Source organism: Thermosynechococcus sp. FA-CM-4201 (genome assembly GCF_054689355.1).
The window spans coordinates 1,634,918-1,653,225 of record NZ_CP079920.1 but is presented as its reverse complement, the minus strand read 5'-3'; the positions used below and the strand labels follow the sequence as shown (position 1 = coordinate 1,653,225).

Here is an 18,308-nt window from a genome sequence, read left to right as displayed (position 1 = left end):
GGTCACAACGCTTTAATCTTAGGCTAGTTATGCCCAAGTCGTGCTTCCCAAATCTGGCGGAATATCTTGCCAGCGACCTTGACCGACCGCGCGAACCGCTTCCCGCAAATCCACTGCCTTGGTATAGAGTGCTTTACCGACGATCGCCCCCGATAGCCCTTGGGGACTGAGGGCAAAGAGACTGAGAATATCCGTGAGGGAACTCACGCCACCCGATGCAATGACCGGGCGATCGGTTGCTGCCAATAACTGCCGCAGTGCTGGAATATTCGGCCCTTGGAGAGTACCATCCCGCTGAATATCGGTGTAAACAAACCCCGCCACCCCCATGGCTGCCATTTTTTGGGCGAGATCTGTTGCCAAAATTGTTGAGGTTTCTAGCCAACCCCGCGTTGCCACATAGCCATTGCGAGCATCCAGCCCTACCCAAATGCGTCCGGGATATTCTGCGGCCAAACTAGCTACTAGCTCTGGATCCTCAAGAGCCACGGTCCCCAAAATGGCACGATTGACGCCTTGGAGAAAGAGATCAGCCACTGCTTGGCGCGATCGCAAGCCACCCCCCACCTGCACAGGAATTTCAAGGGATGCGACAATTGTGGCGATGAGGTCGTAGTTTCGCGGTTCTCCTGTTTTAGCGGCATCCAAGTCAACGACATGCAAACGGGGAGCACCCAACCGCTGCCAGTAGAGGGCGACTTTTAGAGGATCATCATGAAAAACCTTGACCTTACCATAGTCCCCTTGCATTAGGCGCACACATTTGCCGTCAAGTAAATCAATGGCGGGGATAACATCCATTGGCGTCAGAAATCCTTATTGAAAAATTGAAAATTTGAGCGTAACTCCCATCCTAGCAGTCACAAGGGGTTAGGGGTAGAAGCCAAGCTCGAACAATGCATCAATGCGGTAGAGGCCAAGCTGGAGCAACGTATTAGTGCTGTACAAACGCAATTGGGTCAGAGGATTGAGACGGTAGAAGCTACATTACAGGATATTTCTAAGCAGCAAGCTAGAACGGATGCACGACTATGGGGATTCTTGGTCGCCTTTTTGGTAGCTACCCTTGGATTGCTGACCAAAAAAATGGGTACAAGCCCCGCCTTGCTACGCGCGACCTAGCGGTCTATAAGGCGGCTTTTTACTATCATTAATTATAGTCAAAAACAAAGACTATCGTCGGGATAGGGCATTGCCAGACGTTAAAATGAGCATGGAGGAGCGATCGCTCCGTTTTAGGCGGGGGAGTATGTCAAAAAACTCTTATTCTTTGATCTGCCGCTTCCATAACGCTTTTTGAGAGCGGACGATGGGACTCGAACCCACGACGTTCAGCTTGGGAAGCTTGTTGTCTATCAAGCTGAAACCCTGACTGTAAGCAAGTTTCAGGATGAGACTGAAAATCTTTACCCACAATTTACCCACTAACTTACCGTTTGCGGTTTGCATTGTCAGGGTTCGCTTCAAACGATTAACGCCACCTAGGGTGGGTAGGTGGCGCGTTTCGTTTTGGTGTCTGGAACTATTCTACTAGGCAATTAGGGACAATTGGCCATCGGTTCTGTGGTGATGCCCCAGATAATCACTGAATACCGACACCCGTTCAGCTAAATCCTCTAGGTAGTAGTCGGGGTTATAGGGCTTAGTGTTGGTGACCCCATTGCACCCAATCCAGTAGGTGACTTTATCGCCTTCCTTCCCTAGGGCAAGTAACGCTTTTTCACCCTTCCTGATTTTGCGGGTGATAGCTAATTGCTCAACGGCTATTTCCCGTCGCTTGAGTTTGCGGCAAACGCCTTCATAGTAGGCAATGGCGGCTTCTGCACCCTCAAGGGCAAGCCGTTTCAGGAATTCAAGGGTGAATTCCGTTTCCAGTGCGTAGCGATCGCGCTTCCTGAAAACGCCCTTGATGGTGGTTTTGCCGTCGGCTTCCAGCAAAATATACGACTTCGCTTTTGGAGCGAACAATATCGCGTCACGGGTTTCCAGTTCTACCTTGATGCCCGACGGTAAAGCGTTCTGAACGGCTTCTAAAACCGCTTCAGGGTTCTGATGACTGAAAAATATCCCGTCGGTGTCAACCTCGATCAAAGTGCCGCCATTTTCAGCGACAACGCCCATCATTAAATCCAAAATCTTACGGCCATAAGCCGTCACAAGCGACGCCGCGATAAAGTCGTTAAATCCGTACGCCGCTGTTCCTAAAAACCCGTAGGAACCGTTTATCAGTACTTTAAGGGCTTTTTCCTGAAATGCGGCATCGCGATCGCCTTCCTTGGCACGTGCTTTAAGCTCAAGCCGCAATTCAGTTAACCGCTTCAAAACCCCCAAGAATAGCTTGTGGGGGTCTTTTTGGGAGCAAATGCCATATCGCAGCATCACACTTGGGTATAGGCTGGCAACGTCTATTTTGGCGACGTTGCGGTGAATTCCCGCAGCAAACAGTTTGCAGGTACCACCCTCATATTCGAGTTTTTTATCGGCTTGTGGGCAAACTTGAGGGTAAAGCATCTCGTGGATAGCTTGGGCTTTTTTGGCAGGGGACGCGACGGCAATTTCTTGGAAACTTAGTGGCACGTATCGTTTCTGATACCAAACAACTGGCAACAGATAATCGGCCAATAACTGAGTATCTTTCAAGTCGTGCTCCAAGTACTGCTGAATGGTCGCTAAATCGCCACATTCCCACATTTCAGTTATCTGGGAATTACTTAATTCCAAACGTCGCTCCGTTCTTAACCCAAGGGCGATTACTGAATCCTTTAAGCCGTAGCTTTTGAGTTTGGCAGCAGACTTATCCCAGATGGCTATTTGGTGGAAGGTATCGATTATTTCCACCCCACGCCAATAGACGGGATAAAACTTGATGGGTTCACCGTTCAAGCTGGCGGAAGTGATTGTCTTTACTTTTTCAGCTATCTTAAACGGGTGCCGCAAACCGTGAATTTCACAACGTTTGGCTAGGAAGGGCAAATCAAAGTTAAAGAGATTATGCCCGATTAAAACTTCTGGTTTTGACTGAATTTGCTCAAGAAACTTCCCAAGCAATTGGGCTTCATCCTGTTCGGTCAAAATCGTGGTGCTTTTCCCGTCGCTCAAGCCGACCATTAACACGCGATCGCTATCGGGGTTCAATCCAGACGTTTCAATATCGAGATACAGTTTTCGCAGTTCACCGTAGGGCTTTATCTGCAATTCATCGCCCCATTCAGGTATCTCAGCAGGTTCACTGAATAAATCAAGCTGTTGCAGATTGACTTCAATTTTCCCGTCGGTGACTTGAACCGCTTCCCGTGGGTTTTGAACGGTTTTGGTTTTGTTAAACCCTTCAATAAGCCGCTGATAGGTTTCCTGTGGGTTCTTTTCGACTTGGATCAGCAGGGTTCCTTCCTTGCCCGCGATCGCTAACTTATCCCCACGAACTTCAACAGTCTCCGGGGTGAAGCTAAGCTGTTCGGAAACGGTTTGCCAGTCAGCATTTAATTCGGGTATCGCCACTAGTGGGGGCATCGCATTTCCTCTATTAGAAGTGTGCGATTCCTGATTATCTGGCAAGTCTTGTGTGGGTTCGGTTTGCTCAATTTCTGGGGGTGAGGGTTCGGGTGAATCGCCACCACCATCGCCATCACCGCCATCAGGTTTTGGCAATTGGATTTTGATGCTGAAGGGTTTTGGTCGCGACACCGCGAACCCAAGGGCGACTATTTTCTCTAGGAAACTTCTAGCTTCTTTGGCGGTTTTGAATTGCCGTGCATTCCACCTAGAAACTTCTCTGGGGGTTACCCACCCTGAATCTTTGAAGCGGTCAATAAATCGGGCAATTTGGGACGCCTCGGCATTTTCAGCTATCCCTAGTTCCTGATAGACTTTTAAGTTCTCGCGCAACAACCAATAACCGAACTGGATTGCCCGTTCCATTAAATTTTCGTCGATTACTGAAACCCCGTGGATAGCCGCCAAGACAAGGGCAATTCTTGCTACTCTGTCCTTCGCCTTAGGATAAATGGCGGCAATACCCTCACAGGGTTCTTTCAAACGTTTTTCCTCACAAAAATCTTGCCAATTATTCCACGCTTCTAGGGCTTCTTTTGTGACGGGAATTGTGGCCGCAGTTCGCTCACTGAGCGACTTATAGAGGTTTTCGATTGCTGAAAAGTTAATTAGTTCTGAACTTATTGGTGGCAATTTGCGATTGGGAATTTTCAGAAAACTAAAGCGGGCAAATAAGCCGTCAATCTCATCAAAATCGCCCAAGGTTCTTTTCAGTACTGAAGGTTGAATGCCACCAATAATAGAGAAGCTTGAGTTTTTCAGGAATAAATCCTCTCTAGTGACGCGAACTATTGCACCCCCATCACCGTTATAAAATTCAAGCCACTTTTGGCGATCGCTACCATTGCCGCGCTTATATTGGTTTAGCCCATTAAAAAACCCCACAAGCTCATCAACAGCAATTAGAATCCCGTTATTCTCTTGTCGAGATTGCACCAAAGTGACTGCTTCAGTAGTAAAGTCAGTTATCCGATAAAACCGTTTAGCGGGTGGTTTGGGCTTTTTGCCGCGATCTTTTTTGGGTGTATTTTCCCATTTCTGAAGTGCGGTTTCGTACGCTTCCTGCTGCTGTTTGAATTGCTCAAAAGCCGCCAATTCTAAGGGCTTCAGCGGTTTAGTGACTGAATTCATCAGTGGGCTTTTTGCGCTACCAGAAACCCCCACCAAAGAAAACCAAAGTATTGGTGGAACGAAAAAATCCCCGCCCAAAAATAAACGGGTTTCTGTGGGCAATAGGGAAGCGCACACCGCTAAGAAAATCGCGGCGATCGCACCCTGCGGACAGTTCAAACTTTTCGCCTTGGCGGCCAAGGGCTTGGCAATTTCAGCGGGCAAAATTTCAGTAATCGGAAAGTCTGTACTTTCCTCTGACAGTAGATTAAGAACGGAATCTCGTAAATCGTCCTCTAGGGTGGGGATGACTGAAATGCGGTTTTGCGAACCCCGCCACCCGTGTTCCTTGGCGATCGCCCCAAGGGTTGCGACGGTGATGTTGCGATTTTTGTCGTTCTTGATATAGTTCCAAACCTGATTAAAGCCCTTGTCAGTATGCTTCTCACTTGATTTGCTCCACACTAGGGCAATCTCGCGTTCCACCCCGGCGTGGTGTAAGGCGAACAGAACTGTGGAATAGTCGTGCCAATCGAGATCGACGTTCTTAACTGAATTCAGGTAACTTAAAGCCCAATCGCGATCGCCCCACTCGCGACGGTTGGGCTTGGCGGCACTTTCAAAATTTAGGCATTCCCGCAGCGCCCAATAAGGTATTGGCGCGATCGCCACTTCTGAGGGTGGGTTCACCCACCTATAAGAACCCGTCTCCGGGTGCTCACCCGTGAAAATCGAACACTTCCCATTCCACCTAAACTCAAGCTGTTCGCCCTTGGTTTTGGCGGCAATCACCCGACTTCTTAAGTAAGGGTGGAATTCCTGTGGAACGCTGTAAAAAGCCTGCCAATGGCCGATTTTTCCGCTTGTAACGCTTACGGTTTTGGGTAGAGCTTGATGCAACGGCATGCCCGCAATTTCAGTTATTAGGGCTTCCGCCGATTGCCCATCGCAATCCACCGCCAAAATTCCTGAAAATTCTCCCGTCAGTAGGGCAAGGGCTTTTGCCCTTCTTTCCACCCGTCTTAATTGCTCCGTGGTTAGGGGGTTTTTCGCCCAATTTAAGCCGTCGGGGTGGAAGGGCGTCTTATTGGCACCAATCGCGCATATCGGCCAATTTGCAGGAATTTGCTCAATCATCACGAACCCACCTATTTCTTAATCGCCTTCAGAAATTTCTCGCACTTCCTTAGGTGGGCTTGGATATCACGGTTTACCAAGAAATCCACCAATAATTCAGCGTTATAAAGGATTTTTCTTTGGTTAATCCTAAAATAGTGAACGCCTTCTATTAACTTCTTTTCGCGGCGATACTTCTTAAGAGTCTCGCGGCTTAAACCCGCCAGTGAAGCGGCTTCTCGGCAATTCAGCAAATCAATTTTGGGCATGGATTCCTCCTCTAAAACCCCTAAGAAAAGATTAGCTTGACGGCTTCCAAACCGTATCCCTAGGCATTTATTCCTAGAGCAAAATTTATAAGCCGTTTTGTCTAAAAATGGTTTTATTTTTTGTAAAGAATAATTAGCTATAAGTTTGGGTTATTGAATTACTGAAAAGCATTAGAAAAGCAAAACCCGCCAATAAAGGCGGGTTCATTTGAATAGTGGGTTTTTAGAGGAGATATTCCAAGGATACCACGGTATTCAGTCATAATCGTATTAAAGCGTTTGAAGGATTGTAGCCAATGAAAAAGCTCCTTAAGGAAACCAAGCGCGATAGTCGTGCTTTACAGGTTTACGAATATCGTTTGCAGGGTTTTACCCTGAAGGATATTTCAGAGATTATGGGCATCAGCGCGGCCACAGTTCACCGTGATTTAGTGCGGGTGCTGGACAAACTCAGTAAGCACAACATTACTGAAATGGAGAAATTGCGGCAAATTGAATTGGAGCGCCTTGATGCTGCTCAAGTGGCCATCTGGGAACGGGTTCAGCGGGGTGACCTAGATGCCATTGACGTGTTTCTTGGCATCTCAGACCGTCGGTGTCGCCTATTAGGTTTGTATTTGGACACCCGTGTTCAGAAAATGGTTGAGGAAAACATCGATGACTTCATTAGTGCGGTCAAAGGCGTGATGCCACCAGAAGTCTTTCAACGGGTTCTCGCGATCGCAAATGAATTCCGTTCATAATTGGATTGAATTAGTTAGGAGAACGCAATGACTGAATTTCTGGAACCGTTTTATACCAATGAGAACGGGGTGCAGTTCTTTGATGTCACCAAACTTCAGCAGGAATTAAACACTCATCGTTTTAGTGCTGAACGCGCTAAAGCCTACGATGAATGTGTTAGCACTGGAAAATGGGTGTTCATTAAACCGCCACAGGATTACGGTGAACTGGACAAATACCGCCCTAGCAATCGAACCTACTACGGGATGCCGTTGAATGAATACAAGCGTGCTCTAAGCCGATAGCCCACCATTCAGCTAAACATTCAGCTAAACGACGCCGCCACCCAATGGGTGGCATTTTTGTTTTGTATTACTGATGAGGAATGCAATTTTTTAGCGTGCTGTTAGCACAGTACTTTCTTGCATTCCTTGTTAGTAATATATTCAAATGGCCTTGGAATGATACACTTTACTTCTTTTCAAACAAGTGCTCTAGTGTGGCGATTTTGAGCGATCGCCATCGTTCAATTGCCAGTTTGGGACTATCGCAGTTCATGACCGCAAATGCCCGCCTATTGGCCGCAGAATCGGCCAATTCATCGTCGGTATAGATCGGCGTTCCATCATGAGTAACGTGCCACATAAGGCCATTCTAGGGCACGTTTTGGAATCAACCTATAGCCACTATTTGAACCCCGTGGATTACTGAATTAGGGCGATTTGTCATGCGGTGTCGTGCATGCCCTAAAACTGCATGACACTCTCAACGTCGCTCCCAGACTGCATTTCAGCAATACTGTCATGCATAAGTATTTATGCGCATGACACTTTGAAAGTCGCTCCACAAGGGCGTTTTGGGGCATTTGTCATGCAAAACGCCAAAACATAGGTAGTAAGTAGTGCAAAGTCTGGATAGCTGAAATTGGGGGTGGGAATTTGTCATGCAGTCATGCAGATAGTTGTTTTGACACAAATAGTGCATGACACTCTGAAACCCTCACCCAGACTGCATTTCAGCAATACTGTCATGCAACGTCAAAACACCACAAAATGCGCATGACACCCTCAAACGCTCTCTACATCAGGGTTTCAGCAATACTGTCATGCAAAACGTCAAAACATAGGTAGTAAATAGTGCAAAGTCTGGATAGCTGAATTGGGTGCGGTCATAGCCCACCACACTGTCATGCGGCGTCAAAACACCACAAAATGTGCATGACACTCTCAAAGTCTCTCTACATCAGCGTTTCACGGCATTTGTCATGCGGTGTCATGCAAGCCCAAAAAGCGCATGACACTTTCAAAGTCGCTCCACAAGCGCGTTTCAAGCCTAGTGTCATGCAAAACTTCAAAACATAGGTAGTAAGTAGTGCAAAGTCTGGATAGCTGAAATTGGGGGTGGGAATTTGTCGTGCGGTGTCATGCAAGGGCAAAAAGTGCATGACACTTTGAAAGTCTCTCTACATCAGGGTTTCAGCAACACTGTCATGCGGTGTCAAAACACCACAAAATGCGCATGACACTTTGAAAGTCGCTCCACAAGCGAGTTTTGGGGCATTTGTCATGCAAACCATCAAAACCTAAGTATGTATTACTGAAATACCCACCCCACCCCATTTCAGTAATGGATATTATTTTTTGAGAGAAAAAATAGCATTCTATAAGTACTTATACCTACTGAATACCATTTTTCTTTCCAGAGAGAATATCTATTCAGTAATGCCCCATATGGCGGATTTACTACTTATGTTTTGCCAGTTTGCATGACAAACGTTCTGAAACGTGCTCTACAAGCGGGTTCTAGGGTGTCATGCAGATTTAGGGGTGTTTTGACATTGCATGACACTTTGCTTGAAACGTGCTCTACAAGCGGGTTCTAGGGTGTCATGCAGTTTTAGGGCTTAAATCCAAGTGCATGACACTTTGCTGAATTCAGGTATCCACGGTGTTGATGAATTTACTACTTAGGGATTCAGCGGTTTGCATGACAGTAGGCTTGAAACGTGCTCTATGACTGGGTTTAGAAGTGTCATGCAGATTTTGCCCCAAAATTCAAGTGCATGACACCGTGCTTGAAACGCGCTCCCAGACTGCATTTCAGAGTGTCATGCGGTTTTGGGGCTTGCATGACAGATTGCTGAAGTTATGGGTAGATGATGGCGTGATCTTGGGCGAATACCGTGCCACGATTTTGGTCATCAATCTGGAACAGCTTGGTGGGGATAGGCACGAGTTTTGCCCCATTCTCTTGCAAGCTATTCAGTGATTGCAGGTATTCCTCTAACGAGTCATAGGGGATGTCCATGCCGCGATCTGCTGCGGACAGCACCCGTGTTACTTTGACGGTTCGATATTCCAGCATGTTGTCTTTTGCACCGGTCAAGTCAAGGGTGGCACCATTAACTTGAATCATGAATCCATCGTCGTGTTGGTAGATGGTGACGGTGATTTTGCCATTACTGAATTGCATAATGGTTCTCCATTAAATGGGAAACCCACCCCGGAAGGGTGGGTATGGGACATCTGACTGTTTTGTAACCTATTTGTTTATCCTGTAGCGATCGCGCGATTATGCAACGGGTTTAATGGGGTTCCGTTTGAAGTCGGCATAATGTCGCTGGATCATTTCCACAGAAGTATCGCACCATTGGGCGATGACCATTTCAGGAATGTTGTTGATGATTTGCAGGGTGATAAACGTATCACGGCATGAGTAAGGCGTCGTGTTGGGCTTGATTGGGTCAACAACGGTTTGCCATGCCCGACGGGCAAAATTCCCGTAGTTGATGAATCCACCATTGGGCGATGGGAACACAAGGTCATCAGGTTGGGCGTTCTCAGGTTTGATTGACCGCAACAGATTGGCCAAGCGATCGCTGGTGGGAAACCGACGACACTTGTTATTCTTGGAACCCTGAACACGGATCGGTTTGCTTGTGTTGGTATTAGTCACGCTTCCAGTGAAGTCAACATAGCTGAAGTCTTGGGCAACGTTTTTCCATTGCAAGCCGATCGCTTCGCTTGGGCGACACCCCGTAAGGAACCAAAATTCCACCAAGGGCGCATAGTAGCTATAAGAATGCCCGATGAAGCTACGGCCATTCCAATTGCCCTTATGGTTGCGGAATGCTTCAATCACCCGTTCCCGTTCCTCAAGGGTGAAGGCGTCGGGTTTGGGGTTCGTTTCATAACGAAACTTGGGCATCATGTCCACAATCGCTTCATAGGGGTTATCCTCAAGCATTTTCTGGGAGATTGCCCATTTGCAAGCGGCGTTCAATTGCATCATCACCCGTTTCGTTTGGTGAATCGTGGTGATTTTCTCTAACTTCTGCTTTACTGCAACGGCATCCTCAACGGGCATATCCCCTAGCTTTTTCAGTAATGGAATGAACGTCGTTGTGTGGTATGCCGTTGTTGTCGGCTTCCACGATGATTTTTTGAATTCAAAGTATTTCTGGTACAGCGTTAGCGGCGTTAAATCGCTACCCTTGGGCTTGGCCGCTTCACCCTTATACTTGGCTAGCGTCGTGTCAAAATTGCCGCTGGCAATATCCAGTTCAATTTGCCGCGCCCTCATTTCAGCAATACGCCGCGCGGGTTCCGTATCGTCAAGCCCTAGGGATAAATAATGCCGTTGCCCTTGATAGCTGAAATAAAGCTGCAATCGGCCATTGGAAACTTTTATGGATACGGAACCCTTGGAAGCGCGCTTGCTTTTGTGGGTAAAAAGATTCATGTTCATAGGACACCAAAACGAAACTGAATGTCTACCTACAGTTTACCCACAAAGTGTACCCAAACATACCCAAAAATACCCGTCTCAAAGTCTCAAATGCGACAATTAAAGGGCATCCCAGAATCTCTGAAATGCCCGAAAGTACGTAGTTTTGAGGGTTTTTAGAGGAAGCGGACGATGGGATTCGAACCCACGTCGTTCAGCTTGGGAAGCTGACATTCTACCACTGAATTACGTCCGCAGTCTTGCAATCTATGATTTTAGCACGAATTGTCCGGCTGGCGATGGTGTTCGACTGTAATAACGGTATGCACATTGCCACGGGGGGCAAAGTCCCCTTTGATTTTCATGTAGAGGGGGTCGCAGGCGGCCACAAGATCATCGAGGACTTGATTGACAGCTTCTTCGTGGGAAATGTAGCGATCGCGATAACTGTTGATGTAAAGCTTAATGGCTTTCAGTTCCACCACCTTCTCATAGGGAGTATAGCTAACGTAAAGCGTGGCAAAGTCAGGATAGCCAGAAAATGGACACTTACAGGTAAACTCCGGCAGGGTAATCTCAATGGTGTATTGCCGACCGGGACGCGGATTGGGAAATGTAATCAGTTGCCCTTCTTGAATGGCGCGTTCGCCGTACTTCATTTCTGATACTTGCATTGTTTGGTTCCAACAGCTTGAGAACGACTCGGAGATTCTCTTTAGACCATAACTAAAGTTTATCAAGATTTAAGTTCTTAGCCCCTCGATACCAACGTTGCAGGGTGAGAATAGGGTAGAGAGGTTGTTGAGGCGAGAGTGCCATGGAACGTTATCAGCCAAATGGAACCCCTCTCTCAGAGGCCGATAAAGCAGAACTAGCCCAACTCAAACAACTGCTAGAGCGAGCGATCTCCGACGGCGTATTGACTGCCGACGAAATGGCGCAAATCAAGCGACAAATTCGCGCCGATGGCAAAGTTACCTATGAAGAGCTAGAGCTTTACCGCCAGTTTGTAGAGGAGAAAATCCGCCAAGGGCTTTTGGTGCGGGAAATCCGCTAACACCCTAGACTTTGTAGGGGATGTTGGTGTCCTGAAAGGAGTGGGCTGGATTCAGACCCATCAAGATCACGGTGTCAATGACATGAATAATACCGTTCTCCGCTTCAATATCAGCGGCAAGGACAGTGGCGTTTTTGACTTCCAAGGGATTATCGCCATGAATCGGAATGGTGGAACCTTCGAGGGAAGTGACGATCCCCATCTTTTTCAGGTCTGCCGCTTTGTAGGCGCCGGCAACCACATGGTACTTGAGAATCCGCGCTAACTGGGGAGGATTTTGCACAAGGGAGGTAATGGTGCCATCGGGCAACTTGGCAAAGGCATCATCATTGGGGGCAAACACCGTAAAAGGCCCCGGCGATTGCAGGGCTTCCACCAGATTGGCCACCTTGACAGCAGTCACTAGTGTGGAAAAGCCGGGAGTATTCACTGCAATATCAACAATGGTTGCCATAAAAGCGCGCCCCAAAACTGCGATGAGAATGCACAACGATGGTTTGCGATCGCCCCATTCATCAAGAGGATGGGGACTGTAACAAACGCTAGAATTAGCATACTGAACCCACGTCCTAGGCGCTAGCGATCGCTGGCGTCAGCCAGATAGGGAAATTTAATCATGGCAATCGCGTCCGTTAATCCCACAACTGCTGAGGTCTTAAAAACCTTTTCCCCCTTGGGGGCTGAGGACGTGGAGAGGGCCATTGCCCAAGCGGCGACGACCTTTGAGACCTATCGCCTAACCGCCTTTGAGCAGCGTGCCCAGTGGCTAGAAAACACAGCAAATCTCCTGCAACAGCAGCGGGATGCACTTGCTCGCCTCATGACCCTTGAGATGGGCAAACCAATGACAGAGGCGCGGGCTGAAATTGACAAATGTGCCTGGGTGTGTCGTTACTATGCCGAGCAGGGGGCGGCTTTCCTGCGGCCTGAATTAATTTCCACGGAGGCAAGCTACAGCGCGATTCATTACCAACCCCTTGGCATTATTTTGGCGGTGATGCCGTGGAATTTTCCCTTTTGGCAGGTGTTTCGCTTTGCGGCACCGGCCTTGATGGCGGGGAATGTGGCTCTGCTCAAGCATGCTTCTAATGTGCCTCAGTGTGCGCTGGCGATCGCCCAGCTCTTGAGGGAAGCGGGCTTTCCTGCGGGAGTCTTTCAAACCCTGCTGATCCCCGGCAGTGCCGTTGCTGATCTGGTGGCGGATCCGCGTATTAAGGCAGCCACCCTCACGGGCAGCGAAGCAGCGGGCAAAAGTTTAGCCCAAGCGGCAGGTCAGCACCTCAAGAAAACGGTTCTGGAACTGGGGGGAAGTGATCCCTTTATTGTCATGCCCAGTGCCAATCTCCCTCAGGCGATCGCCACCGCTGTCCAAGCCCGCATGATTAACAATGGCCAATCCTGCATTGCGGCCAAACGCTTTATTGTTCATGAGGCTGTCTATGACACCTTTGCCGAGGGCATGAAAGCCGCCTTCGAGTCATGGGTGATTGGCGATCCCTTGGAACCCACCACACAACTGGGGCCTCTTGCCACTGCTGCCATCCGTGATGAACTGCACGCCCAAGTTGAACTTGCCCTGAGTCATGGTGCCAAGGCAGTTTACCGCCGCTCTCTGGATCTACCGAGTCATTGTCAGCAGGGGTATTTCTTTGCGCCGACAATGTTGGCAGAGGTGACGCCAGATAACCCCGTGTTTACCCAAGAGCTGTTTGGGCCTGTGGCGATGCTCTTTCGGGTACCGTCCCTAACTGCGGCAATCGAACTGGCCAATGCCACCCCCTTTGGTTTAGGGGCCAGTGCTTGGACACAGGAGAGCGATGAAGCGGAGATCCTAGTGCGGGATCTCGAAGCGGGTGCCGTCTTCATTAACGCGATGGTCAAGTCCGATCCACGTTTGCCCTTTGGCGGGATCAAGACCTCTGGCTATGGCCGTGAATTGGGACGGGCAGGACTGTTGGAGTTTGTCAATGTCAAAACTATTTGCCAATCTTAATTTTCTAGGATTTGTCTAGGATTTGAGGATAAGCCTCCAAAAACCTAAGGATAAAATTTGGTTAATTCAGAATTTTCGGAATTTACAACAGTGATAAATACCCATTGGTACACTTGGATCGTGTAGGTTTATGACAACAGCTTAAAAACTCTAAGCAATCATCGTTATCGCTGATCTTCCGAATGAAGTTTCCATTGAGTTCTCTTAGGGCAGTTTCCCGCCATCATTTGTATCGAGCTGGTTGGGTACAGATTGTCAGGAACACGCAAAACATCGCTAGAGGCTCCTCGTACCAGCCCCATTTTTCTTTGCAGCACACGTTACTCTCTTGGGTAGGTAGCTTTCTGGGAATCGCTCTTTTAGCCTACCTTTCCACTTATACCCACTATCCTTTAATTGCTGCACCTTTCGGGGCGACAGCGGTCTTGGTATTTGGGGTGCCAGAGAGCCCCCTTGCCCAACCTCGCAATGTTATTGGGGGTAATTGTATCGGTGCAATAGTTGCGATTCTAGCGGTACATTTCTTTGGTACAGCTCCTTGGGTGATGGCGCTAGCGGTTGCCACTGCGATTAAACTTATGCAACTGACGAAGACACTCCATCCCCCCGGTGGCGCTGTGGCTTTGGTGGGTGTGATGGGAGCAGCCTCATGGCAATTCCTAATTACGCCGGTATTTATCGGCTCAGTTCTCATCGTTTTGACAACTGCGTTATTCAATAACCTAGTCTCTGGGCGTCAGTACCCTAAACACTGGTTCTAACAGCCTATCCTAGTGAGTAAGTGTGTGGGGGATGCTAGCGTTATGGGGTGTTGAGTACAGGGTAAAATTTCCATTCGCGATCGCCCTTGAGTTCTAAAACGTATTTGTGGTACTGCATCAGGCTCTCACGGTGGCCAACACTAATGTAGTTGCGGGTGGTGCGCTGAATGTGCTCATAGACCCGTTTTTCATTGGCTAAGTCGAGGGCACTGGTGGCTTCATCCAAAATGGCGTAGGGACGGTGATTCAGCAGCAGGCGGGCGATCGCGAGTCGTTGTTGCTCCCCAAGGGACAGCACATCATCCCACGCCAATTCCACATCCAGACCACCGACGCGATCCGGCAAATGTGCCAAGTTGACTTCCTTAAGGGCGTGCAAAAGCACATCATCTGGCGTCTGGCGATCGCCACTGGGATAGAGCAGTTGAGTGCGCAGCGTACCCAGTACCATATAGGGGCGTTGGGGCAAAAAGAGCACTTCATCTACGGGAGGACGAATAATACGGCCACTGCCACTTTGCCAGAGTCCAGCGATCGCCCGCAGTAGCGAACTTTTACCGACCCCACTGGGCCCCATGATCACCACACTGTCCCCCGCCTCAAGAGCAAATGTGACATCTTCCACCAGCCGCCGTGCCAAATTCGGTGTATCTACGGTCACGTGTTCTAGGGCAATGTAGGACTTTTCCACCAATTCAATTTGCGATTGGGGGGGTACGGGGGGAGTTGTCAGCGCCTCATCAAACTCTGCCAAACGCTCAATGCCCGCAATAAAGCCCGTGAGGTTTGTAAACTGGTTCACAATGATTGAGAGTGCCCCCAGCACCTGCGAGAAGGCAAAGCTGGCTTGGCTAATAGCACCAAAGTCAATGTCACCGGCAAAGTAGCGGGGAGCAACCACCGCCGCTGGCACAATAATCACAAAGTAGTTATAGGCTGTTGTGAAAAAATCAAGATTTCGCTGCCAGCCAATCAAGAGGTTAAAGTTCCGCAGCACCTCGAGAAAACGTTGACGCACCTGCACCGACTCTTGGCCTTCACCGCGATAAAAGGCAATGGACTCCGCATTATCGCGCACATGGACAAGGCCATAACGAAAGTCCGCTTCCCGCCGCAGTTGGTTAAAATTCAGCCAAATCAGGCGTTGCCCAATTAAAACCGTGACAATGGTGCCAACAATCGCATAGCCAATCAATGTCAGGGTCAGGGTTTGCGAAATACTCCAGAGAATGCCACTAAAGGCAATGAGGTCAATAATTTCGCCCAGAATAATCAGCAAAAACTGGAGCGAGGTTTGCGTAAATGAGCGGACATCCTCGGTGATCCGTTGGTCTGGGTTATCAATCTCGCCTTGGTTTTCGATCGTGTAGTAGGCTCGATTCTGGAAATAGCGATCCAAAAAATGACGGGTGAGCCAATCCCGCCAGCGCAACCCTAGATATTCGCGCACGTAGCGATAAATGACGACAATGGGTGTCCCCACCACAAAAACGCCAGCATAGACCCAAAGGAATCGCCAGTAGGTTTCGGCATTTTTCTCCGCCAGTGCCGTCTGGAAGAAGCGCCCGACAAAGCTAATGATCACGTTGAGGCCACTCACGGAGAGGGAAAGCATCAGCAGTAACCCCAAGAGTGCCCACGCCTGCCACCGAGGCAGCAAGGGTTGCCGCAGCAGCGCAAAGACGCCCAAGGGAACAATCACCGTCCCGAGCAGAATACTGCGGCTCAGGGGCTGTGCCCACAGGGATTGAATCATCTCCATGAGGCCGCCGGCAATTTGTCCCATCAGTTCGGGGGCAAGGGTATTGAGGCCAAAGGTCACGGCTGCCGTCAGACCAAAGAGGAAGCCAAACATGAGGGCAATGACTAGAAAAAGCAGCAGAATAAAGATCACACTGCTGCCCCAGCGATCGCGGGGAAAGAAATAGGGTTGGGCAATCCGCAGAAACTGCCCCCAAACACGGAGATTAAAGCGATGGGTCGGCTGCGACATTGGCTTGTTCCTCAACAGTGGCAAGGGGCTACAGGCCTACTATTGTAGTGGGGGCAGCTACGGAGAAGAACGGATGCGCCATAAAAAAACGGCACCCACCACATCTCACATCTCACCGTGGCTCTATTGGGGGTTATGGCCCATTCATCGCCTATTTTTGCCCCTTTACTTTTCGCGGATTACCATTATCGGTCGCGAGCAGTTGCCCAAGGACGGTCATTTCTTGCTTGCCCCCAAGCACTGTAGCCGTTGGGATCCCGTGATTTTGCCCTTGGTGTGGCCTTATCCGCTGCGCTTTATGACCAATGCGATCGAGTTTGGGGGGGTGCAGGGCTGGTTTATCCGCCGTCTAGGAGCCTTTGCCGTGAATCTTAACCGTCCTCAGCCCAGTAGTTTGCGCCATGTCTTGGAGATTCTCAATGCAGGTCAGCCCCTAGTCATTTTTCCAGAGGGGGGGATTGTCCGCGATCAGGTGGTGCGCCCCCTAAAGCCGGGTCTGGCTCGCTTGGTCTTGCAGGCCGATCGCCCCCTGCCGATTTTTCCCGTTGGCATTGCCTACGATCCGCAGCCGCAGTTTCGTGCGCGGGTGGCACTTTGGATTGGAGCGCCCCTGTGGACGCCCGCTGAGCGCGAGGGCAACCTCAAACAACAGGCACAGGAATTGACCCAGCAACTGGAAGCAGCCTTACATGCAGCCGTACTTGAGGCTCGCAAATGTGCGCGATCGCAGGGCTAGTAGACCCAGTTTGTAACTAATCACACAATTGGCCTGAACCCAGAGAATTTTGTAGAATAAAGGCAAGATTGAACAAGTCCTCAAAAGTCTCAATCTTGGTATTTTCCAACCTTTGAGCGCGCGATCGCCCGCCAATAGCAGTGTACTTAAAGACTCTTTATTAAGTTAGGCAACGTTGGCAAACGACCACCAATCCTAAAAGTTAATTAAGACAGCCTACAAATTGTTCTTCTGCTTTTATGCTGAAATTACAGTTTTACCAAGGTGCAGCACTGTACCGCTCTTTTCCCAAGAATGGAGCACATTCAAAATGGCTGTATGACAGATGTCCCCCCTAGGCCATAGGCAAGACTGAGAGAGCAATTGAAAACTGAGTTTTTGTTAAGTGGGATACTTTCTGAAGAGCGATTGAAATTTTAGCGAATTTTTCGGGAGGTGCGCTTTAACCCCATAAACGCTATCTCAAGCAATCTGTTGTCACCGAGGTTTCAATGATGGTTTCCACACTCCCTGAAAAACAACCCGAAAAACAAAAGGTGACAGGTTACATTCACTCCGTTGAGACCTGTGGCACAGTGGATGGTCCCGGCATTCGCTATGTGATTTTTACCCAAGGGTGTCCGCTGCGCTGTCTGTACTGCCACAATCCCGACTGCCGTGAACCCCATCAGGGTAAGCTCGTAACCGTGGATGAACTAATTGCCGATATTCAGCACTACCAATCCTATCTGCGCCAAGGGGGCGTAACAGTCAGTGGCGGCGAACCGCTGATGCAGCCGGAGTTTGTGCGTGAAATTTTTGAGCGTTGCCACGAATTGGGATTGCACACCGCCCTAGATACGTCGGGCTATGTGGTCTTGGAGGCGGCCAAACCGGTTGTGGCGGCAACAGATCTGGTGTTGCTGGACATTAAATCCTTTCTGCCCGAGACCTATCGGCGGGTCACCAGTGTTACGATTACCCCCACCTTGGAGTTGGCCAAGTACCTTGATGAGATCCATAAACCGACGTGGATCCGCTTTGTCTTGGTACCGGGGCTGACGGATGATCCCGAAAATATCCGGGGATTGGCGCAATTTGTGGCGGGTCTACGTAACGTGGAGAAAGTGGAGGTGTTGCCCTTTCACAAAATGGGGGAATACAAATGGCAGCAATTAGGCTTGCCCTATGAACTTTTTGATACGCCGGCGGCGAGTCCCGAAGATGTCCAGCGGGCGATCGCCCTCTTCCGTGAATATGATCTCAACGTTCAATAACCTGCCCATTTAAGAA

General features: G+C 49.2%; 15 protein-coding genes and 1 tRNA gene. 7 read left to right on the top strand and 9 right to left on the bottom strand.

The window, feature by feature from the left end:
- Window positions 1–27: 27 nt before the first annotated feature.
- From hisA to KV190_RS08030, 3 genes are all read right to left on the bottom strand, one after another.
- Window positions 28–801: a 1-(5-phosphoribosyl)-5-[(5-phosphoribosylamino)methylideneamino]imidazole-4-carboxamide isomerase gene (hisA, locus tag KV190_RS08040; protein ID WP_460192728.1), complete on the bottom strand. Its 774-nt coding sequence runs from the start codon at window positions 799–801 to the stop codon at window positions 28–30.
- Window positions 802–1,530: 729 nt separating this feature from the next.
- The gene (locus tag KV190_RS08035) at window positions 1,531–5,799 is read right to left on the bottom strand and encodes a DUF3987 domain-containing protein (protein WP_460192727.1); all 4,269 of its coding nucleotides are present in this window, start codon (window positions 5,797–5,799) and stop codon (window positions 1,531–1,533) included.
- Between the two features lie 11 nt (window positions 5,800–5,810).
- Window positions 5,811–6,047, bottom strand: coding sequence for a hypothetical protein (locus KV190_RS08030; RefSeq protein WP_460192726.1), 237 nt, complete (start codon window positions 6,045–6,047; stop codon window positions 5,811–5,813).
- Between the two features lie 296 nt (window positions 6,048–6,343).
- Between KV190_RS08030 and KV190_RS08025 the strand changes: the two genes are divergently transcribed.
- Entirely contained in the window at window positions 6,344–6,790 is a 447-nt protein-coding gene (locus KV190_RS08025) for a LuxR C-terminal-related transcriptional regulator (RefSeq protein ID WP_460192725.1), read from the top strand.
- Between the two features lie 27 nt (window positions 6,791–6,817).
- Complete coding sequence (locus KV190_RS08020; protein WP_460192724.1) at window positions 6,818–7,075, top strand: hypothetical protein; 258 nt, start codon at window positions 6,818–6,820, stop codon at window positions 7,073–7,075.
- A gap of 1,840 nt (window positions 7,076–8,915) precedes the next feature.
- Here KV190_RS08020 and KV190_RS08015 read toward each other — a convergent pair.
- From KV190_RS08015 to queF, 4 genes are all read right to left on the bottom strand, one after another.
- Window positions 8,916–9,242, bottom strand: coding sequence for a hypothetical protein (locus tag KV190_RS08015; RefSeq protein ID WP_460192723.1), 327 nt, complete (start codon window positions 9,240–9,242; stop codon window positions 8,916–8,918).
- Window positions 9,243–9,341: 99 nt separating this feature from the next.
- The gene (locus KV190_RS08010) at window positions 9,342–10,517 is read right to left on the bottom strand and encodes an Arm DNA-binding domain-containing protein (RefSeq protein ID WP_460192722.1); all 1,176 of its coding nucleotides are present in this window, start codon (window positions 10,515–10,517) and stop codon (window positions 9,342–9,344) included.
- 163 nt (window positions 10,518–10,680) lie between these two features.
- A tRNA-Gly gene (locus KV190_RS08005) sits at window positions 10,681–10,752 on the bottom strand.
- Between the two features lie 19 nt (window positions 10,753–10,771).
- The gene (gene queF / locus KV190_RS08000) at window positions 10,772–11,170 is read right to left on the bottom strand and encodes a preQ(1) synthase (RefSeq protein ID WP_460192721.1); all 399 of its coding nucleotides are present in this window, start codon (window positions 11,168–11,170) and stop codon (window positions 10,772–10,774) included.
- Between the two features lie 143 nt (window positions 11,171–11,313).
- Between queF and KV190_RS07995 the strand changes: the two genes are divergently transcribed.
- A complete protein-coding gene (locus KV190_RS07995) occupies window positions 11,314–11,553 on the top strand; it encodes a hypothetical protein (protein WP_460192720.1) in 240 nt (79 codons plus the stop codon).
- Between the two features lie 4 nt (window positions 11,554–11,557).
- Here the strand turns inward: KV190_RS07995 and KV190_RS07990 are convergent, their stop codons facing one another.
- A complete protein-coding gene (locus KV190_RS07990) occupies window positions 11,558–12,007 on the bottom strand; it encodes a fasciclin domain-containing protein (RefSeq protein ID WP_460192719.1) in 450 nt (149 codons plus the stop codon).
- Window positions 12,008–12,169: 162 nt separating this feature from the next.
- Between KV190_RS07990 and KV190_RS07985 the strand changes: the two genes are divergently transcribed.
- Window positions 12,170–13,546, top strand: coding sequence for an NAD-dependent succinate-semialdehyde dehydrogenase (locus KV190_RS07985; protein ID WP_460192718.1), 1,377 nt, complete (start codon window positions 12,170–12,172; stop codon window positions 13,544–13,546).
- A gap of 182 nt (window positions 13,547–13,728) precedes the next feature.
- On the top strand, window positions 13,729–14,307 hold the full coding sequence (locus KV190_RS07980; protein WP_460192717.1) for an HPP family protein: 579 nt from the start codon (window positions 13,729–13,731) through the stop codon (window positions 14,305–14,307).
- A gap of 40 nt (window positions 14,308–14,347) precedes the next feature.
- On the opposite strand, the gene KV190_RS07975 is transcribed toward KV190_RS07980, so the two are convergent.
- Entirely contained in the window at window positions 14,348–16,300 is a 1,953-nt protein-coding gene (locus KV190_RS07975; RefSeq protein ID WP_460192716.1) for an ABC transporter ATP-binding protein/permease, read from the bottom strand.
- Between the two features lie 73 nt (window positions 16,301–16,373).
- Between KV190_RS07975 and KV190_RS07970 the strand changes: the two genes are divergently transcribed.
- Both KV190_RS07970 and pflA read left to right on the top strand, forming a co-directional pair.
- On the top strand, window positions 16,374–17,036 hold the full coding sequence (locus KV190_RS07970) for a lysophospholipid acyltransferase family protein (RefSeq protein WP_460192715.1): 663 nt from the start codon (window positions 16,374–16,376) through the stop codon (window positions 17,034–17,036).
- Window positions 17,037–17,527: 491 nt separating this feature from the next.
- Window positions 17,528–18,292: a pyruvate formate-lyase-activating protein gene (gene pflA, locus KV190_RS07965; protein WP_460192714.1), complete on the top strand. Its 765-nt coding sequence runs from the start codon at window positions 17,528–17,530 to the stop codon at window positions 18,290–18,292.
- Window positions 18,293–18,308: the final 16 nt, after the last annotated feature.